We start from the raw sequence: 23,866 nt of genomic DNA, 5'->3' as shown, positions 1-23,866 counted from the left end.
CCGCCGTGGGCAGCGATCAACTGACAGATCGTCGGTTGCCGGGTGGAGGTGGACGCAGCACAGTATCGCCATGACAGCTACACCCGATATTTCCGCCGATCCGGCAGCCGTCGAGTACGGCGGCAAGGTTCTCGCCGTCGAACCCGGCGGCAACGAGCCGATTCCTCTCGAGGCCCGGCACGGCAAACCCCGCGGCCTGTTCTGGACGTGGACGGCGCCGAACCTGGAGTTCGCCACGATCTTCGTCGGCGTCATCTCGGTCGCCTACTTCGGGCTGTCATTCTGGCAGGCCGTCGGCGCCGTGGTGCTCGGCAACCTGCTCGGTGCGGTCGCGCACTTCCTGCTCTCCGCCGAGGGACCGCTGCACGGTGTACCGCAGATGGTGTTGGGGCGCTTGGCCTTCGGTCACAATGGCAACATCCTGCCGGCGACGTTCATGGCGGTGATGTGCGGCGTCGGGTGGTTTGCCACCAACAGCGTCAGCGGGGCCTTCGCCCTGGCGACCCTGCTCGGCATCACGCCGCTCGCCGGACTCATCGTGATCGTGGTGCTACAGACGGCATTTGCGTTCTTCGGCCACAATCTGGTGCAGCGCTTCGAGCGCCTGGCGGCCCCGATCCTCGCGATCGTCTTCCTCATCGGCGCGGTCATCATCTTCAGCAAGTCCGACGTGTCGGCGGGATCGGCCGAGGGTGGTTTCTCGATGGGGGGCTTTCTCCTCGCCGTGGGCGCCTCGTTCGGCTACACGGCGGGCTGGACGCCCTACGCCGCGGACTACACCCGCTACCTGCCGCCGACCGTGTCTAAGATGCAGACCGGACTGTTCGCCTCGGCAGGCCTGTTCCTCTCGTGCACGCTGCTGATGGTGGTCGGCGCCGCGTCGATGACGATCGGTGCGCCGACGTCGGACAACCCCACGGACGCATTCACCGCCAACTTCCCGTCGGCCATCGCCGACCTCACCCTGCTGGCCATCGCGGTGGGAGCGATCGCAGCCAACGCCATCAATGTGTACTCGGGCGCAATGGCTTTCGTGACAATGGGGTTCAAACTCCCGGTCGGCGCGCAGCGGGCACTGGTGTCGGTGTTCTTCGGTGTCGTCGGGTTCCTCGTCGCCTGGTGGGCGCTGGCCGACGCCGCGGCCTCCTATGAGGCGTTCCTGCTGCTGGTCGCGTACTGGATCGGTCCCTGGCTCGGTGTGGTCTTCGCCGACCGTGTGCTGCGACGCGAGCCGCCGTCACTCGAACTCCTCTATGACCGCAAATACACCAACTGGGGTGGACTGGCTGCATTCGTCATCGCTCTCGTCGCCTCGGTCCTGTTGTTCTGCAACCAGGAACGCTTCGTCGGCTTCGTCGTCCGGGCGGTACCCGAACTCGGTGACATCGGCGCCTTCGTCGGCTTCGCCATCGCCTTCATCGCCTACCTCCTCCTGGCCCGCTCCCGGGTCGAGAAGTCGGTGCAGCAGTACGGCTGACACGAGGCGTAGGGTTCCAGCGTTTACTTGCGGCGGTCTCGAGGCTCGCCGCACGCGGCTCGCACCTCGACCATCGGGGGGACCGTTCCCATCCCGGTGGCCGTCCCACCCCGCGCGGAATGCTCCAGGCCTTCCCATCCGATGGCCGCCCCATCCCGATGGTCGAGGTGCCGAGGAGCGCTAGCGACGAGCCTCGAGACCTGTTGTGCTGAAAGGATTCCGGGGCACGGTGGTGCGGTTTCAGCGCTGCTGCAAGTGGTCTCGAGGCTCGCCGCACGCGGCTCGCACCTCGACCATCGGGGGGAGACGACTCGCCATGGAAGGATACTCGCCCCTTCCCGGTGGTCGTCCCATCCCGATGGTCGAGGTGCCGAGGAGCGCCTGCGACGAGCCTCGAGACCTGTTGTGCTGAAAGGATTCCGGGGCACGGTGGTGCGGTTTCAGCGCTGCTGCAAGTGGTCTCGAGGCTCGCCGCACGCGGCTCGCACCTCGACCATCGGGGGGAGACGACTCGCCATGGAAGGATACTCGCCCTTCCCGGTGGTCGTCCCATCCCGATGGTCGAGGTGCCGAGGAGCGCCAGCGACGAGCCTCGAGACCCCTTGTGCCGAAAGGAGTCCGGGCCACAGGCGGCACCACACCTCGACCATTGGGAGGGGATTTCACTATGGAGTTCTCAAACAACAGATGCGGTCCCGGCGATGCCGGGTGCAAGGAATCAGGTAGTGGGGCAGGGTAGGTCAGGCTGCGGCGTCGTCGAGTCGCATGGTTCTACGGTGATACGACGGCACGGGTCGGCGTTTCGGATCCACGCTGGCGGGTGGGATCAACCAGGGGTGCCGGTCGAAGCCCATGATGATGTCCCACCCGTGGTGATGCACATCATCGTGGCAGCTGGTGCACAGCAGGCATCCGTTGTCGAGGTCGGTGGGACCACCATCGGCCCAGTGGTGCAAATGGTGTCCTTGGCAGCGCCCGGCGTGCGCGCCGCATTTGATGCATCCGCGGTCACGCACGAGTAGGGCTTTGCGTTGGCCGGGGGTGAAGAAGCGTTTTTCTTCGCCGACGCTGAGGGGCACCCCGTTGGGGTCGAGGATGATTTTGGTGATGGTTGTGTCGCACGACAGCATTTTCGCGGTTGCTTCGGTGATGGCGCCCATGTTCTGCAAATTCCCGCCCAGTGCCGGGTTGTCCGCCGACCAGGTCCACAACAACCCGTTGGTCGGTTTCGCCGAGAACGTGGTGTCGGCCAAGCCTCGTGCCGCGAGTTCAACAATCGTCTCGAACGCGGCCGCGCAGATTTGTTCGGGTGTGCGGGGGTCAGGGGAGCCGTCGGGTTGAGGTTTGGGTGCCGACAAGGTTTCCATCAGAGTTCTGGTTTTCTCCCCCGCGATGATGTCGAGGTTCGCCGAGATCTCCAACCGGCCGTCGTCGGTGATGCGGTCGCTGTAGGAGTTGATCGACTTGTCCTCCGCGGCCGGTAACCCGCCCGGTGTCTCGGCCGCCAACTCGTTCCCCAGCTGCCGCGCGTAGGTGGTGATCTCGGCGGGGGTGAAACCGGCAAAGTAATGCGACAGCAGCTTTTGGAGGTATTCACACCGTCGCACGGTGTCCAAAGGTTCGGGGCATCGGGTATCGATGTGCGCCAACCCGCGCACGATGGCATCGGCGTGTTCGGACGAGATGGACCCGTCCGCGGCATGTGCCAACAACAGATCCACATCGGTGGTGGCGGCGACCCGCACATACCGACCTGCGACGGCAGGTGCGCAACCCATGCTGATCAACAACTCCCGCAGTCGGGTGGTCTTGTGATCGGCCACGCCCAGCCGGTCCATCTCGCCGGTGAGGGTGGTGGCGTGGTGATCAACCAGATTGCGCAACAACAGGACTTGTTTCATCGCGCCGAAGGCTTGCGGCCCGGTCATCTCCGGATTCCATTGCAGGTCGCTGAGTTGGGTGACGATATCGGCGAAGATCGCCTCGGCGTCAACATCTTTGACGTCAAGAGTTGTGGTGGTGTCGATCATGGGCCCCTCCCCGATGGCTGATCGGTGTGATGGGTCCACTCTACTCGAACATATGGATCAGGGCAAGGGTGTTCGAGAATTCTGTGGAAGGAAAGGTGCTTGTGGACAACAGGTTTCGGTGGTGGGCTGGCGGCAGTTTTCTGTCGGTGGGGTGTGGTAGGCGGTGCGGCTTTCGCTGTGAGCCGCATCGATGTGATTGGGAAGCTTGTTGTCTCAACGGGTCTCGAGGCCCGGCGCCTGGGGCGCCGTGCACCTCGACCATCGGGAATAGGGTGCTCGTCGCTCGGAGGAGGGCGCCTTGACCATCGGGCGGAGGGGGTCGCTGGTGCCGGACGGGTTCGTCGACCAGCGGATGGCTGCGGCGGGAACTCACCGCTGATCTGCATCCCGGGAGTGGAAGACGTTGATGGCCACCAGGATTGATGCGTACATGGCCGGGGCGGTCGGGTCGAAGCCGAGTAGGGCGCGAATACGGTCGAGGCGCTGATACAGACTCTGGCGCCCGATGTGGAGGGTCTCGGCCGAGCGGGTGGCGCTGCATCCGTGAGTGAGATGGACTTCGAGGGTGCGGACGAGTTGCGAGGACGACGTCGCATCGTGGCGTACAAGCGGGGCGATGATGCGGCTCAGCTCGCTGCGTAGACCGTCCGACAACTCACGCGCCGCGGCGTCGGAGACGAGTTCACGGCTGGTCCTGATGTCGGCGGCCGTACCGCCGGCAGAGCGCAATTCGACTGCCACACCCAGCCTTTCCGAACAAATGCGGAGTTCGTCGGCCAACGTCAGGGCAAGGCCGGGACCCGCGCCCGTGTCGGCGAGCGGGCATGGGGTCCCGACGACGACGGTGAGGCGGCCGAGGCGCCGCGGATCGTCGGCCAGCGCCGCGCGGACCTGCTCGGCCGGCTCGGTGAGTTCGGTGTCGGTGGTCACGACGAGGCCGTAGACGGTCGCATCGACGGTGGCGTGGACGAGTCCGCCGAGATCCGCGGCCGCCGACAACGCCGTCTCGACCATCCGGGTGTCGGGTGCGTGGCCGGCCACCGGCACGAGCACGGCCTTGTCGCCGACCGGTAACCCCGACGTCGACAGCCGCGCAAGAAGATCCGCGCGCCGCAGAGGCCGACGGTCGACGAGCTCGGCCACCAGTTGCGCACCGATGGACGACCGCCCACCGGATCGGGTCAATACCGCCGCCAGCGGTCCGGCTCCGACACCGAGCAGCGCCTGCACACGTGCGGCGGGTATCGAGGACGCGCTTGGTCCCGCGAAGACCTGCCCGATCTCGCGGCCGCGCAAGGTGATCGGTTGCGCGGCGATCGCACCGTCGACCACGCGCCACGCGGCCCGGTCGTCGTCCACACCGTGCACCGCCAGCAGGGCGCCGCCACCACCCACCACGACGAGCGGCGTCCCGGTCACCTCGGCGATGTGCTCGATCATCGCGGCCGCGGCGCCGCGGGCGAGGTCGTCGTGCAGGGTTGCGTCGAGTCCACTGCGCAGCCGCAGGTCGCCGACCTCCTCGGACACGATCTCGGTATTGGCCGTCCGGCACACCTCGATGAACGGCACGATCCGCGTCAATTCGATGATCGGCAGGTGCGCGGCCGAGCCCTCCCGGATCATCTCCTCGGGTACCGCGTCGAAGCTGCGTCCGACCTCGAACGCCAACCCGGCGACGCCGCGTTCGGCCAGGTCACGCACATAATGGCGACGGGTACCGGCGTCCAGGCCGGCCAAGCCCAGGCCGGTGGTGAGCAATAGTTCGCCACCGGTCAGCAGTGGGCCGATCTCGAAGATCTCGCTGGAATGCACCCAGCTCACCGCAGCGTCGAGCCGGTCGTGCGCGGTCAGCACACGTGGGGCGGCCGGGGCGAGGTGCGTCTCGACCATGTGCCGCAGGGTGAGCGACGGTGCGGCGGGCAGCGGAGATTCAGACACGACGCCGACGATATGCCCGTTGACGCTCACTCGCGACCGGACGATTTGTCGGTTGAGTACGGCCGCGCCCGACGGCACCCTCGAAGCATGACCTCCACGATTGCCGACACCGGGCTCGACCCGCGATCACTGCTCGACGTCGCCTACGGCCAGGCGCAGACCGGTCTCGCCGAGGGCGGTATCCCCATCGGTGCCGCCCTGTTCGCCGCCGACGGCACCCTGCTCGGTCAGGGCCGCAATCGGCGCGTGCAGCATGACGATCCGTCGGTGCACGGCGAGACCGACGCCTTCCGCGCCGCCGGCCGGCAACGGGACTACTCCTCGACGATCATGGTCACCACCCTCGCCCCCTGCTGGTACTGCAGTGGGCTGATCCGACAGTTCGGGATCGGGTCGGTGGTCATCGGCGAGACGACGAACTTCTCCGGCGGTCAGGACTGGCTGCGTGAGCTCGGAGTGCAGGTCACCATCGTCGACGACGGCCGCTGCATCGCGATGATGAGCGGCTTCATCGAGAGCCATCCGCACCTGTGGAACGAGGACATCGGTGTCGCCGACACCGTCTCCGACCCAGCCGAGGAGACAGCATGACCGCCGCGAACCCCCGAACCGCGAACCCCCAAACCGCCAGCCCCATCCTCACCGTCGATCTGCAGCAATGGCGGCAGGGCGGGGACGCCGCAGCGCAGGTGTGTGCCGCCGTCGACGAATCCCTGCAGAAGGCCGGTTTCCTGCTGGTGACCGGACACGGGATCGATCCGTTCCTTCCGGCGGCGTTGCGTGCCGCGGCCCGTGAATTCTTCGCCCTGCCCGCCGATGTCAAGGCACAGTATGCGGTCGGCGTCGGCGGTCGCGGATGGATCGGCCCGGGTCTGGAGGCCAACGGTTACGCCGAGGGCACCGAAACACCACCGGACCTGAAGGAGACCTACAATTCCGGCGCACAGACTCCGGTCGGGATTCCCGAGGTCGACGACTACTGGTTCGCCCCCGACGTCTGGCCCACCGAGACCCCGCGACTGCGGGAGTTGTTCACCGCGTGGACCTCTCAGATGAAGGCACTTTCCGACGACCTGCTCGCGCTGATGGCCGAGGCGCTCGGAAAGGCCGGTGAGGACAATCCATTCCGCAATCTGGCGGGCAATGCCACCTGGACGTCGAACATCAACCACTATCCGCCGATGACGGTTGTCGGCGACCCCGAGCCCGGGCAGTTCCGGATCGGCCCGCATACCGACTTCGGCACGGTCACCGTTCTCGACCGTGAACCGGGAGCCGGTGGCCTACAGGTGTACAGCGACGAAAGTGGTTGGGCCGACGCCCCGTACGATCCGACCGCACTCACGATCAACATCGGCGATCTTCTCGAGTACTGGTCGGGTGGACGGTGGCCGGCCGGGCGTCATCGTGTGCTGCCACCGCAGCCGGAGAGCCCGGAGGAGGATCTCGTGTCATTGATCTTCTTCTACGAGCTCGATCACGACGCCGTCGTGACTCCGCTGGCTCCGCCGGTCGGTCGGGTCTCGGGGCGGCCCGATGTGATTGCCGGGGAGTTCATCAAGGAGCGGTTGGACGCGATCACCCTGGGGTGACTAGAATTCCGGCGTCACGACTCGTCGGCGAGCCAGCGGCAGCCTTCCTCGTAGGCGAGATCGGCGGCCTCGAAGACGACGTCGGTGGCCATGACGATGTTCTCGGCGCCGAGTGTGGCGGTCAGCCCGGACCTGTCGAGGCGGCGCCGCATCGCCGGGTTGACCCCGGCGAGAATGAAACGTCCGCCCCGACTGCGGAGTTCGGCCGTGCGCGCGGCCAGCCCTTGGCCACTCGCGGGACCTCCGCCAACAGTGACGTGCCCTAATAGTGCACCGCGGTGACCTATCAGGTTGCCGCGCAAGCATTGCGGGCGCCACTGGCCCGACTCGAGGAGTGGCTGCAGGCCAACACAGCGGTCATGGCCACCCTCTTCCTCGTCATCGGGGTGATGCTGATCGGCAAGGGCATCTCGGCACTCGCCTGACCCCGTGCGTCACGGTGTGACGATCGCGAAATCCGGATCGGGCGAATCGAGGTAGCCGGCGAGTTCGGTGAACAGTGCACCGTCACCCTCGATCTCGACCGAACCATCGGCCACTGCCGCCGCGGGATCGGCCGCGGCGAGAACGATGGCAAGCAGTTCTGCGCGGGTGCAGGTCACCGTCAGTCCGGCCGTCGGCGTTTCGTGTTCGGGAGACAGATCGTGGTGGACGAGAACGCCGTTGCGGAGCTCTGTTCGATGCTTTCGCTCCTCGTCGGTGATCCGCCAGTCGATGATGATGTGGGCATCGAATGCCGCAGGTCCGTTGACCCGCAACGAGACTGCGTCGAACAGTTGCTCCACCGACAGGGCTGCGGCGATATCGGGAGCCGAGGTGGTGGTCGGCGTACCGATTGGCCCGTGCCGTAGTTCATACGCGCCCATCAGATAGAAGTTGCGCCAGGTGCCGTTCTCCGAGCCGTAGCCCAGTTGCTCGTAGGTGTCGGCCTGCAACTGCTTGGCCTCGACGTTGCCGGGGTCGGCGAAGATCACGTAATTCAGCACAGTGGCCACCCAGCGGTAATCGCCATCGTCAAAAGACTTGCGGGCCTTGGTGATAACCTCGTCGGCACCGCCCATGAACTCCACGTGACGGGTCGCCGACGCCACCGGCGGATGTTCCCACAGGTGTGCGGGATTGCCGTCGAACCAGCCCATGTACCGCTGGTAGATGGCTTTGACGTTGTGGCTCACCGAGCCGTAATAGCCGTGGGTGTGCCAGGCATTGGTCAATGCGGGCGGCAACTCGATGTCCTCGGCGATCTCGAGTCCGGTCTTGCCCTGGTTGAGCGCGCGCAACGTCTGATCGTGCAAATACGCATACAGATCACGTTGCAGTGCCAGGAATTCGGTGAGTTCCTCGGTGCCCCAGGTGGGCCAGTGGTGGGAGGCGAAGAGCACATCGGATCGTCCGGCGAAGGTGGTGATGGCCTCGGTGAGGTACTTGGCCCACACGTGCGGATCGCGGACCAGCGCTCCGCGCAGCGTCAGTAGGTTGTGCAGGGTGTGCGTGGCGTTCTCCGCCATGCACAGTGCGCGCATCTGCGGGAAGTAGAAGTTCATCTCCGCGGGCGCCTCGGTGCCCGGGGTCATCTGGAATTCGATGGTGACGCCGTCGACGGTCTCGACGTGGCCGGTGGTGGAGATGTCGATGGTGGGCAGGATCAGCGTGGCGGTGCCTGTCGAGGTCGACTGACCCAGGCCCGCGCCGATCGCGCCCTGCGGCCCACGGGGTAGCGCCGCACCGTACATGTAGGCGGCTCGACGGCCCATCGCCGTTCCGGCGTAGACATTTTCGGCCACGGCATGCTCGACCATCCCGACCGGTGCGATGACCACGCATTCTCCGGCATCGACGGCCTCCTGCGTGGTCACCCCCTTGACACCGCCGAAGTGGTCGATGTGCGAGTGGGTGTAGATGACCCCGGTCACCGGCCGCTCACCACGGTGGGCGCGGTAGAGCGCCAGTCCCGCGGCCGCGGTCTCGCTGGAGATGAGCGGATCGATGACGATGACACCCGAATCGCCCTCGACCAGAGTCATATTGGACAGATCCAGCCCACGCACCTGATAGATGCGGTCGGTGACCTCGTACAGGCCATGTTTCGCGACGAGCCCGGATTGACGCCACAGACTCGGATTCGCGGTCGGCGGGCATGCGTCGTCGAGGAAGGCGAACTCCGCGCAGTCCCACACCGCGTTGCCATCAGCACCCGCGACCACCGATGATTCGAGCGCCGCGATGAAGCCGCGGTCGGTGGCGGCCTGATCTCGGGTGTCGCCGAACGGCAGAGACGACCCGTCGGGATCGTTCGCGGCGGAGATGGTCGGGGTCGCAGCGCGCGGGTCGGTCATTGCTCACCTCGAGGTCATGGTGCGGTCGAGTACGGTCCCCGCCCAGTCTCGTCGCCGAGTAGACCGGTGTCCTCACCTTCGGCGGATGACTTCGGATCTCCCGACCTCAGTTGGCGGTTTCCCGGCTACCCGAGGTGTGCTCGACGATGACCTGCGGATTCCAGGGCACCAGACCATCGACGGTCTTCTGTAATGCCGCAACCGGCGGCAGATCGTCCGGCGCCAGGACGTGCACGGTCACCGTGTCCCCGCTCCACGACGCACTGGTCACCACTGCCGAGGGCACATGCGCGGCGTCGAGCCAGCTGCGTGTGGCGTCCGCGACCTGCTGTGCCCACAGCGAGGTCAGGGAGTTGACGACCATCGGTACGGCGACGGCCACCAGGGCGATCAGCAACACCACGTAGGCGCGTGCCCGGCGCGGTCTCGCGGCCGACTCTGCGGTCGCCTGCGCAGGATGCGCGACACCGGCGATGGTGAACACGACGACACTCGTGATCACCATCGCCACCACGTTGGACGCGAACAACACGAAGGCGCCCAACGCCAATGACGGCGCACCCGACCCCAGACACACCCCGACGACACCGAGTGGCGGAACGAGGCTGATGGCGATGGCCACTCCCGGCAGCACATCACCGACGTCGCGGCGCGTGACCGCGACCGCGCCGACGAGCCCGGTGGCCAGCGCCGCGAGGAGGTCGACGAGCCGCGGTGACGTGCGGCCCTGCACCTGCGAATTGGTCAGCACGTTGGTCGGATCGGGCAACAGTTGCGCGAAGAGCACTCCGAGCACGGTCACCAGCACGACCCCGGCGAGCACGTAGGTGATGCTCGTCAGCACGAGCCGACCGCGACCGGTGACGATCCCCAGCCCGATCCCGAGAATCGGTGTCGACAGCGGCGCGACGATCATCGCGCCGATGACCGTGGCGGTACTGTCGCCGATCACGCCTGCCACGGCGATGACGGCCGAGAGGGTCAGCATCACCCAGAACGCCGACTGCTTCGACAACCGTTCTCCGGAACCGAGGTCCAGGCGACCGACGAGCTCGTCGAGGGTGCGCCGTTGCTTGGTCGGGACCAGGTGTTCGGGAATGCCGATCATCGGAGACTCCTCCTTCGCCGAGGGCGAAGTGATCTGCGCCGAGAATAACTGGGACACCGATCTTTCCGGTCTGTTTGTGACCGGACTCGTGCGTGACGCGCAATTCTCACCCCGAAGGGATGACCCGAACCGGTCAGGGCCGCAGGAACCCCTTGACGCGTACCGCGTCGCGCCGGTTGTCGACGCCGAGCTTGCGATACAGCGAGCGGCAGTGCGTCTTGAGCGTGTTGGGAGAGATGAACAACGCCGCCGCGATCTCCTGCACGGTCATCGGCGTCCGGAGGTATTCGAGCACCTCGAGTTCGCGGGTCGTCAGCCCTCTGGTGGACTCGGAGTCGTTGCGCAACAGTGTATGCCGTCGAGTCAACATCTCGGCCAGGAAGCCGGGCTCGGACACCCGGGGGGCGTGCGCCGCGAGTAGGTCGGTGGTGGGCTGGTCGTGATTGTCGAGGAAGGGAAGGGTGATGAACTCGGGGGCGGCGAGGGTGATCGACCGGTCGAGCAGGCGATGCGCCCCGCGCCGGTCGCCCGACTGCCACGCGACGATCGCGTTAGTGAGCGTGGCATACACCCGGACGTAGGCGGGCAGTGCCCCGGAGTCGAGTCCGTGGGTGAACCGCCGCGCCTGGACGAGGTCACCCTGGCGGCGCAGCATGCCGGCGAAGAGTGCGCGCGACACCGGTACCGCCGAGGTGCTCTCCACCTCGGCGGCCAGTCGCCGGACCTCGTCGTCGGCGTTGCCGAACTCCGCCGCCCGCGCCTGGGCCAGACGTCGGTAGACCGGCCACGGCACACCGTGCAGATCTTCGTCGGTGACCCACTCCAGGTCGGCGCTCGCGGAGTCGACCTCGGCGCCACGCCGCAGAATCGACGCACTGATCAGGCGATATACCCGCGCCAGCGGCGGATATCCGTCCATGGATCGCGAATTGTCGTGGCGGGAAAAATTGTGCAGCGCGGCGTCGAGATCGCCGGTCCAGAAATCGATCCAGCCGCGGGTGAAAGCATTCATGCCGACGTCGTAGTAATCCCATTCATCCCCGCCGTCGGAGTCGGCGATGACGCGGGTGATCTCGGTGAACCGCCCGGCGAAGGCAAGTGCGAAGGTGTGGCTGCTCTCGGCGCGTGTGGCCATCGCGGTCAGTCCGGCGGCCCGGCATTCCTCGATTGCGTTGCGCAGCAGGTCGACTCCTCGGGCGGGGTCTATACGCAGCCGCGGAGCGGTCCATCCGACGAGAAAGGTGCAGCCGGCGCGGAAGACCGGTCGGATGCGGGCGTCCTGCGCCGGATCGTCGAGTACCGACACGATGTGGGTGTGCGCCTGCACCAGCAGGCGGTGATCGTCGTGGTACAGCAGCGTGGCGACGGCGCGGGTCAGGTCGGTATCGGGATTCGGGTGGAGCTCGTGGAGGGCTTCGGCGTCGGCGAACAATCGGCGAGCCCCGATCGCGTCGCCCCGGATCGCCCGGCAGCACGCACGGATGTAGGTCAGTCGGCTGGCGCGGACCGGGTCGTCGACCTGGGACTCGAGTGCGGTGGCCGTGGTCTCGGTTGCCGTGACGCCGGAGGAGATGACGAGGCCGATCCAGTTGTCGGTGAGGATGTCGACCGCACGTTCGGCGTCGTCGGCGAGCAGGGACAGTTCGGCGGCGTGGAGGGGGTGGGAATCGCGGAGGTGTTCGGCGGCGGAGATGCGGCGTTTGCGCTGGCGGTCGGGGTCGGTGCGCTGCAGGATCAGCCGGCAGTGCTCGACGAAGAGCGAATGCCACGTGTAGACGGTGGTCGGGTCGCCGTCCGTCGAACGCCGGTCGGTGACCCGGCTGAGGAACAGCCCGCGGACGACGCAGTCGGCAACCAGGGTGGCGGCGTCGGCGCGGCCGCTGAGTGCCATCGCCAGCGCGAGATCGAAGCGTGACGTGGTGGTCATGTCGAGGATGAACTCGGCAAGTTCGGCCGGCAACGGAGCGAGGATCTCGGTCGCGACGTAGTCGGTCAGCAGGGTGGAGGGGGTGTCGGGGCCGGTGGGGGTGAGGCCGCCGCCCATGAGCGCGGCGTGGACGGCGATCGGCCATCCGCCCGTGGCCGCCCAGAGTTCCGCCGGATCGAGGGATGCCCCGGAGGTGGCACACGTGGCCGCCACCTCCTCGGCGGTGAACGTGAGGTGGGAGGCATCGACCATCGCGCACGTGCCGTGCAGCAATGCTCGGCTGATCGCGTGGGTGAGTCCACCGCTGTGACCGACGAGGACGAATCGGAGAGTGTCCGGGCCGTTCTCGATCAGGTCGGCGATGCCGGGATCGGCGAGGGCGTCGGCGACGCGATGGGCGTCGTCGATGACCACGACCACGCGTTGACCGATGGTGTCGATCGCGTCGGCGAACTCGCACGGCCTGATCGATGCCGTCACCGTGGGTTTGTGTAACGAGGCCAGCGTCGGATGATCACCGAGTTCGGGCAGGCGACTGATCGCGCTGATCATGCCGCGTAACAGCTCGGCGGGATCGGCTTCGGTGCGGGGCATCGACAGCCACGCCACCGGGAGCCCGGTGTCGCGGGCCCAGTCGGCGACGGCGACGGTCTTGCCGTGGCCGGACGGGGCGCTCACCGCCACCACGCGGTGCTCACCCACCAGGGTCCCGAGTGCGATGCTGAGTCGGTGCCGAACAATGGTGTCGGGCCGAGCGTGGGGAATCGAGGTCAAATACCACGGAAAAGGCTGCCACACCGCTGACGTAGAACTCACAGGGCCTCGCGGCGCCACACGGATTGCTTTATGCAATTTCGCATTCTCAATCCCCGAATCGTTGAATAATGCGTGTGATGCGATTGAGCTTATGTCACAAACCGTCCTCGGTGACGGCGAGCTTGACAAAATCGCCGCCGGTGTCCTGTTATCGGGGGACACCGATCGCGGATCGGGGCTGACGTACCGTGGCCACGTGGACTTCCGAATCTTCACCGAACCCCAGCAGGGCGCCGATTACGACCAGTTGCTCGCCGTGGCCACGGCGACCGAGGATCTCGGATTCGATGCGTTCTTCCGGTCGGATCATTTCCTGGCGATGGGCGACGCCGACGGCCTACCCGGCCTGACGGACGCGTGGGTGACGCTGGCCGGGCTCGCCCGCGACACCTCTCGCATCCGGCTCGGCACGCTCGTCACCTCGGCGACCTTCCGGCTCCCCGGACCGTTGGCGGTCTCGGTCGCCCAGGTCGACCAGATGAGTGGTGGCCGTGTCGAATTGGGCCTCGGAGCGGGGTGGTTCGAAGAGGAGCACCTCGCCTACGGCATCCCGTTCCCATCGCTCGGAGAACGGTTCGACCGGCTCGAGGAATCACTGGAGATCATCACCGGACTCTGGCAGACACCCGTCGGCGAGCGCTTCGACCACCATGGCGCGCACTACACGGTGAAGAATTCCCCCGCATTGCCCAAGCCGACGCAGTCTCCGCGGCCGCCGATCATCATCGGGGGCATGGGCCGCACACGGACGCCCGCCCTCGCCGCACGCTTCGCCGACGAGTTCAACATCCCGTTCCAGTCACTCGACACCGTGGCCGCACAATTCGACACGGTGCGCTCGGCGTGCGCCGCCGCCAGCCGCGACGCCGACGATCTCGCCTACTCGGTCGCCCTCGTGTTGTGTTGTGGCCGTGGCGAAGACGAACTGTCACGTCGCGCGCAGGCGATCGGTCGCGACGTCGCCGAACTGCGTGCGAACGGCGCCGCCGGCACACCCGACGAGGTCGTCGAGACGATCAGCCGTTTCCGCGACATCGGTGTGAGCCGCGTTTACCTGCAGGTCCTCGATCTCGCCGATCTCGATCATCTCGAACTCGTGGCGAAAGAGGTTGTGCCGCAAATCGCTTAGCACTGCGCAGATCGGCCGGAACCGCACAGCTCGGCGAGAACTGCGCTACCGTACCCGAGAGGATTGCCCGATTCGGGTGATCAGGTCACGACCGAGAAGGCTCTCAGGGGGCCGAGAGGGCGGTGCGGGTATGCGGGTTCGGGGTCGACGGTCGGTACGGCGCGCGGCGCTCGTGGCGGTGATCGCCGCGACGGTGATCGCGACGGCAGGAGGTGCCGCTGCCGCACCGGCTTTCGCGAGCACGCTGCCCGAGACATACGGCACCACGGTCGCCGGTGGGGTGACGGCGTCGAATGTGTCGAATCACCTTCGGGCACTGCAGGACATCGCCAACCGCAACGGCGGCAACCGTGCCCTGGGCGCCGCCGGGTACCTCCGAAGCCTCGACTACGTCGAGGCCCGGCTGCGCGAAGCCGGCTACACCCCGACGCGGCAGGAATTCAGCGCGACGATGTTCGAGGAGAAGAGCCATCAGCTCAGTGCGGGTGGCGCGCCGATCGATTCGCAGGTTCTCGGCTATTCCGGGGCGAGTGCGCCACTCACCGCGCCCGTGAGCGCGGTGCCTGCCACCGACACCACCCCCGGCTGCCAGCCGGGCGATTTCCCGGCGACCGCCCGCGGCGCGATCGTCGTGGTCGACCGTGGTGTGTGCCCATTCGGTGACAAGGTGGCCAATGCCAAGATCGCCGGGGCGCGTGCGGTGGTGATCGTGAACACCGAGAATGGCCCGCTCCAAGGCACTTTGGGTGAAGATGCCCGCGATCCGCTGCCGGCGGTGGCGGTGTCACGCGACCTGGGATCGCAGGTGCGGCAGGCGGGGTCGCTGACCCTGTCGGTCGATGCCCGCACCGCGCGCGTGACATCATGGAATCTCCTCGCCGAGACCCACACCGGCCTGCCGAATTCGGTGGTCATGCTCGGCGCGCACCTCGACAGCGTCCCCGAGGGCCCCGGCATCAACGACAACGGCTCCGGCTCCGCGGCCGTGCTGCAGACCGCGCTGGCGATGACCGCACTCGCGCCGGTGAAGAACAAGGTGCGCTTCGCGTTCTGGGGCGCCGAGGAGGAGGGATTGATCGGCTCCACTCACTACGTGGAGACGCTGCCCGCCGCCGGCCGTGCCTCGATCCGGCAGTACCTCAATTTCGACATGCTCGGCTCCCACAATGGTGGCTACTTCGTCTCCGACGGCGACGGGTCGTCGCACCTGCCGGACTCCTACGCCGGGCCGCAAGGGTCCGGGGAGATCGAGCGGGTGTTCACCGACTTCCTCGCCCGCAGAGGAGTCGGCCCCGAGCCCTCCGGATTCGACGGCCGCTCCGACTACGATGCGTTCGCGCAGGCGGGCATTGCCACCGGCGGCGTCGACTCCGGTGCCGACAAGGTCAAGACCCCCGGGCAGGCAGCGCGCTGGGGCGGGACCGCGGGTGAGATCTTCGATCAGAACTACCACACCGCCCGCGACACCTTCGCCAACGTCAACCAGAAGGTGCTCGGCACCATGGCCCCGGCAGTCGCGTACGCCGCGGGGTACTTCGCGATGCTGTGACCCGGGCGGCCGCGATCGGCTACCCTGACCACGTGAGACGAATTGCAGAATCCATCTCAGACGTTTCCCTCCCAGACGCCTCGATCGCGGGCGGTGGCGACGTGGGCGCCGGCGAACTGCCGACCGCCTACCGCTGGCCGTTGGGTGATTCCGCGCATCGCCGCCTGGCCGAGCGGGTCAAGCGATGGACCGGCGTTGAACTGCTGCCCGACGAGCGCATCGCGCAGCGCTACGGCGAGTTGCTGTGCGCGGGCGACCCGGTGGCCGAACGGTTCGTCGCCGACACCTACCGCGGCGAGCTCGGTCCGCAACGCAGCCGCGAGTTGCTCGACCGCGCGCTGGACGAGGGAATCGACGCCGTCGACGACGCACCGGAGTCCATGCGCGCGCTATTCGCCGACTTCGACGCGATGCCCGACTGGGCCGATCCCGCCCAGATCGAAGCCGGTGCCGCGGTGTGGCGTCGGTGGGCGTACGCACTGGGCGGCGTCGGCAACGCCGGAACGATGGACACCTACACCGAGGGTTCGCTGGCGGTGCCGCTGTCGTTGGCCGGAGGCTATGCCGGCGAACGCGCACTCAATCGCTACCTCGAGACAGGCCGCTGGTGGATCGAGGTCTCGCGGCCGGGAGCCATTGTGCGCCAGGGAAGTCTGGCTCGCGCGATCACCATGCGTGTCCGGGTGATGCACGTGTCGGTGCGCGCCGGGGTCCGGCGCCACGACGAGTGGGACGACCAGAAGTGGGGGCTGCCGATCAGCCAGAGTGAGATGATGCTGACCCTGCTCGGCGGTAGCGTGGGGCCCGCGATGGGGCTCTACGGATTGGGCTACCTCACGTCGAAGGCCGAACTCGAGGCGTCGCTGGTCTTCAATCGCTACCTCGGTTATCTGCTCGGGGTGCGCGTCGACGACATCTATCCACGGACCATCTCCGACGGTCTACGCCTGCTGTATCTGTTCGACGCCACCCGATCGCACGATTCCGGTTCTGCCGGAGCCGAACTCGTCGAATCTTTCGTGCCCGGCTTTGCGCCGCGACCCGATATGACCCGACGCGATCGATGGCGCGCCTGGTATCACCTGCAGGCCCAGTCGGGATATGCGCGACTGTTCATGCTGCCGCAGAATCGCCGGCGGTTCGATCTCCCGGCCGGCTGGATCGGCGTCGCGCTCCTGCTCGCGCAGGTGCCCCCACGACTCGTCGGTGAGGTGGCCCGACGACTCGTGCCCGGCGTCGACGAGCGTCTGCAGCAGTGGTCGGTGGCCCAGTGGGAGCGTTGGCACACGTGGCAATCCGATCGTCCGGCGGAGTTCGCGGCGCCCTCGGAATTGCGGCGCTGACGGGCAATGATTCCGGTCAATGAGTCGAATAGCGCAGCAGTGCAACCCCATTGGTGAACGACCGCGCTTCCAGCAGGCGTAGCTGAGGAGCTGACCCGTGCTCGGGAAACAGCCTGCGGCCGCGGCCCTGCACCGCGGGGTAGATGAACAGACGGAACTCGTCGACGAGGCCGGCCGTGGTGAGTGCGTGGGTGAGCATGATGCTGCCGGTGACGACGATGTCGAGGCCGTCGCGTTGTTTCAGTGCCGCAACGGATTCGGCCACGGACGTGCCGGGCACGATGGTCGAGTTCTGCCACCCGGGTTCGGTGAGGGTGGACGACACCACATACTTGTCGACCGCGTTCAGGTAGTCGGTGATGCCCGTCGGATCATCGTGCTGGTGCGGCCAATAGCCACGAAAGTCCTCGAACGTCCGGCGTCCGACCAGGAGTGCGTCGGATTCGGCGTCCTGACGGTGACTCTCGGCCATCAGGTCCGGGGTCTGGTCCGTCGGATCGAACCACGACGTCAGCATCTCGATCGATCCGTCCAGGGTGACGTTCTGGGTGACGACGAGCTTGCGCATGACTTCTCCTCTGCCGGTGGTTGTGGCACAGAGACAGACCGCCCGGCGCACGTGAACTCATCGCGAGGGCACCCGCTCACGCCCCCAACAGCGCCTCCCGATGTGCTTCGACGACCTCACGGATCGCCTCGACCATCGCGGCCACCGCGGGCCGGCGATAGGCCTCGGTCCGGGTCACCAGCCAATAGGTCAACTGGGCGTTGACATCCGGGAGTACGCGCACCAGATCGTCGTGACGATCGGCCAGATAACAAGGGAGTAAACCGATTCCGGCGTGGGCCCTGGTCGCCTCGACGTGGACGAAGACGTTGGTCGAGGTGAGCCCCTCGGCCATCTGCGGGACCAGGGTGCGGGCGAGGTCGAGATCGTCGACCTGCAGCATCGAGTCGACGAAGTAGACGAGCGGATGCGAGGTCAGCTCCGTGGCGGTGTGCGGCATGGCGTGTTCGGCGGCGTAGCGCCGTGACGCGTACAGCCCGAGCCGGTAGTCGGCCAGTCGCATGGCCTCGGCGCGGTGAACGTGCGGCTCACCGACCACGATCTCGATGTCGAGGCCGGTGCGGGTGTGTGAGGCCAGTCGGGTGGCGGTGACGATCTCGACCCCGATACCTGGATGCCGGGTGCGCACCGCGACCGCGGCGGGCGCGGCGAGCAGGGCGGAGAAGCCGTCGGTGGCCGAGATTCGGACCACGTCGTTGATCGACACACCGTCTCGCGCATCGGCACCGAGGTCGCGAACGGCAGCCTCGATCTGTTCGGCAGCGGCGAATGCCCGCCTGCCGAGATCGGTGAGCTCCCAACCGCCCGACCCGCGCGCCAACGCGCGGCCGCCCAAGGCCTTCTCCAGGCTCTCGATTCGCCGCGCGACCGTGGTGTGGTTGAGGCCCAACGAGTCGGCGGCGGTGGTGAAGCGGCCGGTCCGTCCGACGGCCAGCAGCACCAGCAGGTCGTCGGAGCTGGGGCTGGTGGAGGGCATATCTGCATATTTGCAGATCCGATGCGACGAAGAGGTCATTGAAAGCGCATTGACGGGCATTGATACTCGGACGAGATGTGAGTGGCATCACACCCGATGCCCGGAAGAGGAGTGATCATGGCCAACCGTGAGATCGCAGACGGGCCGAACCCCGACGCTGCGCAGACCTATCGACCCTCGGGGCTGCGGCGAGTCGTCGCGGCGTCGATGGCCGGCACCGTCGTCGAGTGGTACGAGTTCTTTCTCTATGGCACCGCCGCGACCCTGGTCTTCAGCAAGGTGTTCTTCCCCGCGGGCGGCAACGAACTCGACGCCATCATCGCCGCGTTCGTGACCTACGCCGTCGGCTTCGCCGCCCGCCCGCTCGGCGGGGTGGTCTTCGGTCACTACGGCGACAAGTTCGGCCGCAAGAAATTACTCCAACTGAGCCTGGTGCTCGTCGGCGTCTCGACATTCCTGATGGGCTGTCTGCCGACCTTCGGCGCCATCGGCTACCTCGCGCCGGTGCTGCTGGTGGTGCTGCGGTTCGTCCAGGGATTCGCCGTCGGCGGTGAGTGGGGTGGCGCGGTGCTGCTGGTGGCCGAGCACAGCCCCGACCGCAGCCGCGGCTTCTGGGCGTCGTGGCCGCAGGCCGGTGTCCCCGTCGGGAACCTGTTGGCCACGATGGTGCTGCTCATCATGACCTCGACGTTGAGCGACGCGGCCTTCCTGGGCTGGGGGTGGCGGGTGGCGTTCTGGCTGTCGGCGGTCATCGTGTTCGTCGGCTACTACGTGCGCACCAAGGTCACCGATGCCCCCATTTTCGTTCGCGCACAAGAGGAGATCGAGGACGCCAAGGCCACCTCGTTCAGCGTGCTCGAGGTCATCCGGCTCTACCCGCGTGGTGTGCTGACCGCGATGGGCCTGCGCTTCGCCGAGAACATCATGTACTACCTCGTCGTGACGTTCTCCATCACCTATCTGAAGGTCGTCGTGCACGCCGACACCGAACTCATCCTGTGGTGGATGCTCGTCGCCAACGCCGTGCACTTCGCGGTGATCCCCTTGGTGGGGCGGCTCTCCGACCGCGTCGGCCGCCGACCCGTCTACGCCCTCGGCGCGTTCGCCACCGCCTTCTGGGGATTCTTCGCCTTTCCGATGATGGACACCGGTCATCACCTGGTGATCATGTCGGCGATCATCATCGGCCTGGTCTTCCATGCCTTCATGTACGCCGGTCAGCCGGCGATCATGGCCGAGATGTTCCCCACCAGAATGCGGTATTCCGGTGTGTCCCTGGGCTATCAGGTCACCTCGATCGTCGCCGGATCACTGGCGCCGATCATCGCCGCCGAACTGCTGAGCAGCTTCCACTCCTCGGTACCCATCGCGATCTACCTGGCCGGCGCCTCGGTGATCACCTTGATCGCCGTCGCCTTCGCCCGCGAAACCCGCGGTGCGTCACTGGAATCCATCGACGCCGCCGACGCCCGGGACAATCTCGGTGCGCCGCGGGCGCGGACGGAGGTCACCGCATGAGCGCCGCCGGAGTCGATCTGAGTGGCCGTCGCGCGCTGATCACCGGCGCCGCCAACGGCATCGGAGCCGCCTGCGCCCGTGGTCTCGCCGCCGCGGGGGCACAGGTGACGATCGCCGACGTGGACGGGATCGCCGCCAAGCAGGTCGCCGCCGACCTCGACGGCGAGGTCTGGACGGTCGATCTGACCGACACCACCGAACTCGACGATCTCACCCTCGACGTCGACATCCTCGTCAACAACGCCGGTATCCAATCGGTCGCGCCAATCGAGGAGATGGCGCCGGACACCTTCCGCCGGATGCACCGGCTGATGGTGGAGGCGCCGTTCCTACTGATGCGTGCGGCGTTACCGGCCATGTACCGCAACGGTTTCGGGCGGATCGTCAACATCTCGTCGGTCCACGGGCTGCGGGCGTCGGCATACAAGTCGGCCTACGTCTCGGCCAAGCATGCGCTCGAAGGACTGTCGAAGGTCGCCGCACTCGAGGGCGCCGTACACGGCGTCACCAGCAACTGCGTCAATCCCGGCTACGTGCACACCGATCTCGTCGACCGACAGATCGCCGATCAGGCACGCGTGCACCACATGTCGGAGACCGAGGTGGTCGAGAACGTGCTGCTCGCCGAGAGCGCCATCAAGACCATGACCACCCCGGACATGGTGGCGTCCCTGGTGGTCTGGCTGGCCTCGGACAACGCGGCGATGGTCACCGGTGCGTCCTACCCGATGGACGGCGGGTGGAGCGCGAGCTGAGACAGCCTGCCCCGCAGACGATCCACAAAGCAACTACGCGGTGTGCCCCTGCGGGCACACCGCGCAGTCGCTGGTGAAGGACGTCGGTTACGTCACGGGGGTGCTCACCGCACCGTCGGGCGATCGACGCCGAGGCCGATGTCGACGGTGGTGCGCTCGCCGGTCACGACGCGCGCCTGCACCGCGGTCGGCTCATACATGTTGGCGACCAACGTGAACTGGGCGTCGGTGAGTCCCTCGATCCGGTAACGGCCGTCGGAGTCGGTGGTCACCGACGCGACGATCGTCTGATCCGGCCCGATCGCCGACACGGTTGCCCCGATCAGCGGGGTGCCGTCGACGGTCCGGACCGTGCCCTGGACGCCGCCGGTGGCCGACAACACGATCTCGGCCTCTGCGGCAGAACCATTCTCGACGGTGATCAGCTGGCTCGACGGCGCATAGCCCGGTGCCGAGGCCGTCACCGCGAGGGTGTCACCGGCCGACAGACCGGTGACGGTGAACCGACCGTCCGAATCGGCCTGCGCGTTGGCGATGACCGCACCCGACTGGTCGGTGACAACCAGATTCGCGGGCAAGGGACGATGCGCGTCACGGACCCAACCCCGCAGCGACGCACCGCCACCGAGGGCGAAGTCACGCCGGAAGACCAGATCCCCGACCACCGATACCGCCAGCGCCCGCGGCGAGAGCCCGGGAGCCGTCGCGATCACCGTGTAGGTGCCGTCGACCAGATCGGTCACCGCATACGACCCGTCCGGGTGAACCGCGGTCGCGCCGACCTGATGGCCACGCAGATCGGTGACGGTGATCGCCGCGTCGGTGACCGGCGATCCGTCGCCCGAGGTGATCAGACCCGCGATTCGCGGTCGCACCGGCTGCGTCCCGGCCTCGCCGGCCGAGGTCAGCAGATGCCGCGGAGCAGTGGTCGTGCGCGTCGACTCCTCCTCGGTGACCAGTTCGGACGGTGTGCCGAAGCCGACGTCACCGGCCACTGCGGCCAACTCCGCGCCCAGGGTCTCCGGGGTCGCCGGCTTCTTCTTCGAGCCGGTGAACAGCGAGGCGATGGCGCCGAGGACGCAGCAGATGAGTGCGAAGGTGAATGCTGCGGTGAGGCCGTCGGAGAAGGGGTCGCTGATCAGGTGGGGGAAGAAGTTGAGGCCGGTGAGGTGATCGACGCTGGTTTGGGGGAGTCCTTGCAGTGCTTGGCCGGCGACTTCTCGGATGGGGTTGTAGCCGAGGAATGCGGCGAACAGGATGCCGACGGTCGGGATGTGGGCGATGCCGTCGGCGGCGGGTGCGGGCATGCCGTTGGCGGTCAGTCCGGAGTACATGGCGTCGGGTAGGTGGGTGGAGAGTCCGGCGATCATGAGGGAGAAGAACAGGCCGATTGACAGGACCATGGCCGCGTTCTGGAAGGTGGTCATCATGCCCGCCCCGGAGCCACGGGAGGTGATGGGTAGGGAGTTCATGACCTCGGCGCGGTTGGGGGAGGCGAACAAACCCATGCCGATGCCGTTGATGAGTAGGACGAGGGCGAACACCCAGTAGGTGAAGTTCACCGGCATCGCGATCAGCGCACCGAAGGTACCCGCGGTGATCAACATGCCCATGGTGGTGAACCACTTGGTGCCGAGCTTGTCCGACAACGCCCCGGAAACCGGTGCACTGATCAGGAAGCCGATGGTCATCGGGATCATGTAGATACCGGCCCACAGCGGGGTGCGGGAGTAGTCGTAGCCGTGCTGCGGCAACCAGATGCCCTGCAGCCAGATGATGAGGATGAACTGTAGGCCGCCTCGGCCGATGGAGCCGGCGAGGTTGGCGAGGTTACCGAAGGTGAACGACCGGTTCTTGAACAGGCTCAGTTCGAACAGTGGGCTGTCGACCTTGGTTTCGATGAACACGAAGGCGATCAACACGATGACGCCGCCGATGAGCCCGGTCAACACCCAGGGGTTGGTCCAGCCCATGGAGTGGGTTCCGTAGGGCTGGATGCCGTAGGTGATGGCGATCAGGATCGCGATGAGGCCGATGGCGAAGGTGATGTTGCCCCACCAGTCCATTTTGGCGTGCTTGCGTTCACCGAGATCGTGCAGCTTCAGATACGCCCAGATGGTGCCGATGACGCCGAAGGGCACGGAGACGAGGAAGATGTAGTGCCACTGGATGGGGGCGAGGATGCCGCCGATGAGCAGGCCGAGGAACGAGCCGGCGATGGCGGCGACTCCGTTGATGCCCATGGCCAGTCCGCGTTGGTTGGCGGGGAAGGCGTCGGTGAGGATGGCTGAGGAGTTGGCCATGAGGAAGGCGCCGCCGACGCCTTGGACGATGCGCCAGAAGATCAGCCAGATCGCTGCTTCGCTGCCGTCGAACCAGGTGATGGCGAGGAAGATCGAGGAGATGGTGAAGATGGCGAAGCCCATGTTGTACATGCGGGCTCGGCCGAACATGTCGCCGAGGCGGCCGAAGCTGACCACGAGCACGGCGGTGACGACGAGGAAGCCCATCATCATCCACAGCAGGTAGCTGGTGTTGCTGCTGTCGAGAGGGTTGACGTTGATGCCCTTGAAGATGTCGGGCAGTGCGATGAGCACGATCGAGGAGTTGATGGTGGCGATGAGCATGCCCAACGTGGTGTTGGACAACGCAATCCACTTGTAGTGAGGACCGAGCTCCTCCAGCGAGCGCTGCCGGGACCGGCGTGGCGGTCCGGCAGAGGCGCCGGTCTCGGCGACTGCGGTATTCGACATGTCCTGCCTTTCAGATCAATATGTCAATTCTGTGCGGTCGGCGCTGACCGT

At 66.7% G+C, this 23,866-nt stretch carries 17 protein-coding genes and 1 pseudogene; 9 read left to right on the top strand and 9 right to left on the bottom strand.

The genetic code is table 11. The features are described 5' to 3' along the window. Positions 1 to 70: 70 nt before the first annotated feature. The gene (locus P3L18_RS05175; RefSeq protein WP_020173212.1) at positions 71 to 1,477 is read left to right on the top strand and encodes a cytosine permease; all 1,407 of its coding nucleotides are present in this window, start codon (positions 71 to 73) and stop codon (positions 1,475 to 1,477) included. 740 nt (positions 1,478 to 2,217) lie between these two features. Here P3L18_RS05175 and P3L18_RS05170 read toward each other — a convergent pair. Together P3L18_RS05170 and P3L18_RS05165 are read right to left on the bottom strand one after the other, a co-directional pair. After that, the gene (locus tag P3L18_RS05170; protein ID WP_276113494.1) at positions 2,218 to 3,507 is read right to left on the bottom strand and encodes an HNH endonuclease signature motif containing protein; all 1,290 of its coding nucleotides are present in this window, start codon (positions 3,505 to 3,507) and stop codon (positions 2,218 to 2,220) included. A gap of 369 nt (positions 3,508 to 3,876) precedes the next feature. Continuing rightward, on the bottom strand, positions 3,877 to 5,523 hold the full coding sequence (locus P3L18_RS05165) for a PucR family transcriptional regulator (protein WP_276113493.1): 1,647 nt from the start codon (positions 5,521 to 5,523) through the stop codon (positions 3,877 to 3,879). A 9-nt stretch (positions 5,524 to 5,532) separates the two neighbouring features. Here P3L18_RS05165 and P3L18_RS05160 point away from each other — a divergent pair, with 9 nt between their 5' ends. Together P3L18_RS05160 and P3L18_RS05155 are read left to right on the top strand one after the other, a co-directional pair. Continuing rightward, positions 5,533 to 6,036 (top strand): nucleoside deaminase, encoded by a 504-nt coding sequence (locus P3L18_RS05160; protein ID WP_079932023.1) that lies wholly within the window; start codon positions 5,533 to 5,535, stop codon positions 6,034 to 6,036. After that, positions 6,033 to 7,037 (top strand): 2-oxoglutarate and iron-dependent oxygenase domain-containing protein, encoded by a 1,005-nt coding sequence (locus tag P3L18_RS05155; protein ID WP_079932024.1) that lies wholly within the window; start codon positions 6,033 to 6,035, stop codon positions 7,035 to 7,037. Before P3L18_RS05160 ends, P3L18_RS05155 begins: the two co-directional genes overlap by 4 nt. A 14-nt stretch (positions 7,038 to 7,051) precedes the next feature. Here the strand turns inward: P3L18_RS05155 and P3L18_RS05150 are convergent, their stop codons facing one another. Beyond that, a complete protein-coding gene (locus tag P3L18_RS05150; RefSeq protein WP_276113492.1) occupies positions 7,052 to 7,189 on the bottom strand; it encodes a hypothetical protein in 138 nt (45 codons plus the stop codon). 126 nt (positions 7,190 to 7,315) lie between these two features. On the opposite strand from P3L18_RS05150, the pseudogene P3L18_RS05145 reads away from it, so the two are divergent. Beyond that, positions 7,316 to 7,462: pseudogene (locus tag P3L18_RS05145) on the top strand (GAP family protein); the annotation flags it as partial. A gap of 9 nt (positions 7,463 to 7,471) precedes the next feature. Here P3L18_RS05145 and P3L18_RS05140 read toward each other — a convergent pair. The 3 genes from P3L18_RS05140 to P3L18_RS05130 form a co-directional block, all read right to left on the bottom strand. Next, positions 7,472 to 9,373: an alkyl sulfatase dimerization domain-containing protein gene (locus tag P3L18_RS05140; protein WP_276113491.1), complete on the bottom strand. Its 1,902-nt coding sequence runs from the start codon at positions 9,371 to 9,373 to the stop codon at positions 7,472 to 7,474. A 106-nt stretch (positions 9,374 to 9,479) separates the two neighbouring features. Then, a complete protein-coding gene (locus P3L18_RS05135; protein WP_079932026.1) occupies positions 9,480 to 10,481 on the bottom strand; it encodes a TIGR00341 family protein in 1,002 nt (333 codons plus the stop codon). A gap of 133 nt (positions 10,482 to 10,614) precedes the next feature. Beyond that, entirely contained in the window at positions 10,615 to 13,086 is a 2,472-nt protein-coding gene (locus P3L18_RS05130; RefSeq protein WP_276113490.1) for a LuxR C-terminal-related transcriptional regulator, read from the bottom strand. A gap of 334 nt (positions 13,087 to 13,420) precedes the next feature. Between P3L18_RS05130 and P3L18_RS05125 the strand changes: the two genes are divergently transcribed. From P3L18_RS05125 to P3L18_RS05115, 3 genes are all read left to right on the top strand, one after another. After that, positions 13,421 to 14,353 (top strand): LLM class F420-dependent oxidoreductase, encoded by a 933-nt coding sequence (locus P3L18_RS05125; protein WP_276113489.1) that lies wholly within the window; start codon positions 13,421 to 13,423, stop codon positions 14,351 to 14,353. A gap of 130 nt (positions 14,354 to 14,483) precedes the next feature. Continuing rightward, complete coding sequence (locus P3L18_RS05120; protein WP_276113488.1) at positions 14,484 to 15,902, top strand: M28 family peptidase; 1,419 nt, start codon at positions 14,484 to 14,486, stop codon at positions 15,900 to 15,902. A gap of 101 nt (positions 15,903 to 16,003) precedes the next feature. Beyond that, positions 16,004 to 17,245, top strand: a complete 1,242-nt coding sequence (locus P3L18_RS05115) for an oxygenase MpaB family protein (RefSeq protein ID WP_276113663.1) — start codon at positions 16,004 to 16,006, stop codon at positions 17,243 to 17,245. Positions 17,246 to 17,261: 16 nt separating this feature from the next. Here P3L18_RS05115 and P3L18_RS05110 read toward each other — a convergent pair whose 3' ends face one another. Together P3L18_RS05110 and P3L18_RS05105 are read right to left on the bottom strand one after the other, a co-directional pair. Further along, positions 17,262 to 17,813, bottom strand: a complete 552-nt coding sequence (locus P3L18_RS05110) for a dihydrofolate reductase family protein (protein ID WP_276113487.1) — start codon at positions 17,811 to 17,813, stop codon at positions 17,262 to 17,264. Between the two features lie 76 nt (positions 17,814 to 17,889). After that, the gene (locus P3L18_RS05105) at positions 17,890 to 18,789 is read right to left on the bottom strand and encodes a LysR family transcriptional regulator (RefSeq protein WP_276113486.1); all 900 of its coding nucleotides are present in this window, start codon (positions 18,787 to 18,789) and stop codon (positions 17,890 to 17,892) included. A gap of 117 nt (positions 18,790 to 18,906) precedes the next feature. Between P3L18_RS05105 and P3L18_RS05100 the strand changes: the two genes are divergently transcribed. Continuing rightward, positions 18,907 to 20,307, top strand: a complete 1,401-nt coding sequence (locus P3L18_RS05100; RefSeq protein WP_276113485.1) for an MFS transporter — start codon at positions 18,907 to 18,909, stop codon at positions 20,305 to 20,307. Next, on the top strand, positions 20,304 to 21,062 hold the full coding sequence (locus tag P3L18_RS05095; protein WP_079932033.1) for a 3-hydroxybutyrate dehydrogenase: 759 nt from the start codon (positions 20,304 to 20,306) through the stop codon (positions 21,060 to 21,062). Before P3L18_RS05100 ends, P3L18_RS05095 begins: the two co-directional genes overlap by 4 nt. A gap of 104 nt (positions 21,063 to 21,166) precedes the next feature. On the opposite strand, the gene P3L18_RS05090 is transcribed toward P3L18_RS05095, so the two are convergent. Then, a complete protein-coding gene (locus P3L18_RS05090; protein WP_276113484.1) occupies positions 21,167 to 23,815 on the bottom strand; it encodes an MFS transporter in 2,649 nt (882 codons plus the stop codon). Positions 23,816 to 23,866 lie beyond the last annotated feature (51 nt).

This window comes from Gordonia sp. N1V, assembly GCF_029269935.1.
In the GTDB taxonomy this organism is placed as follows: domain Bacteria; phylum Actinomycetota; class Actinomycetes; order Mycobacteriales; family Mycobacteriaceae; genus Gordonia; species Gordonia polyisoprenivorans.
The sequence above is the reverse complement of the archived record's forward strand: the minus strand, read 5'-3'. Positions and strand labels throughout refer to the sequence as shown.

Bases quoted from the DNA above. Each gene is read 5' to 3' on its own strand.
- P3L18_RS05110 (WP_276113487.1), bottom strand. From the start codon at position 17,813: ATGCGCAAGCTCGTCGTCACCCAGAACGTCACCCTGGACGGATCGATC.
- P3L18_RS05090 (WP_276113484.1), bottom strand. From the start codon at position 23,815: ATGTCGAATACCGCAGTCGCCGAGACCGGCGCCTCTGCCGGACCGCCA.
- P3L18_RS05140 (WP_276113491.1), bottom strand. From the start codon at position 9,373: ATGACCGACCCGCGCGCTGCGACCCCGACCATCTCCGCCGCGAACGAT.
- P3L18_RS05150 (WP_276113492.1), bottom strand. From the start codon at position 7,189: ATGCGGCGCCGCCTCGACAGGTCCGGGCTGACCGCCACACTCGGCGCC.
- P3L18_RS05105 (WP_276113486.1), bottom strand. From the start codon at position 18,789: ATGCCCTCCACCAGCCCCAGCTCCGACGACCTGCTGGTGCTGCTGGCC.
- P3L18_RS05120 (WP_276113488.1), top strand. From the start codon at position 14,484: ATGCGGGTTCGGGGTCGACGGTCGGTACGGCGCGCGGCGCTCGTGGCG.
- P3L18_RS05095 (WP_079932033.1), top strand. From the start codon at position 20,304: ATGAGCGCCGCCGGAGTCGATCTGAGTGGCCGTCGCGCGCTGATCACC.
- P3L18_RS05100 (WP_276113485.1), top strand. From the start codon at position 18,907: ATGGCCAACCGTGAGATCGCAGACGGGCCGAACCCCGACGCTGCGCAG.
- P3L18_RS05135 (WP_079932026.1), bottom strand. From the start codon at position 10,481: ATGATCGGCATTCCCGAACACCTGGTCCCGACCAAGCAACGGCGCACC.
- P3L18_RS05160 (WP_079932023.1), top strand. From the start codon at position 5,533: ATGACCTCCACGATTGCCGACACCGGGCTCGACCCGCGATCACTGCTC.
- P3L18_RS05155 (WP_079932024.1), top strand. From the start codon at position 6,033: ATGACCGCCGCGAACCCCCGAACCGCGAACCCCCAAACCGCCAGCCCC.
- P3L18_RS05170 (WP_276113494.1), bottom strand. From the start codon at position 3,507: ATGATCGACACCACCACAACTCTTGACGTCAAAGATGTTGACGCCGAG.
- P3L18_RS05175 (WP_020173212.1), top strand. From the start codon at position 71: ATGACAGCTACACCCGATATTTCCGCCGATCCGGCAGCCGTCGAGTAC.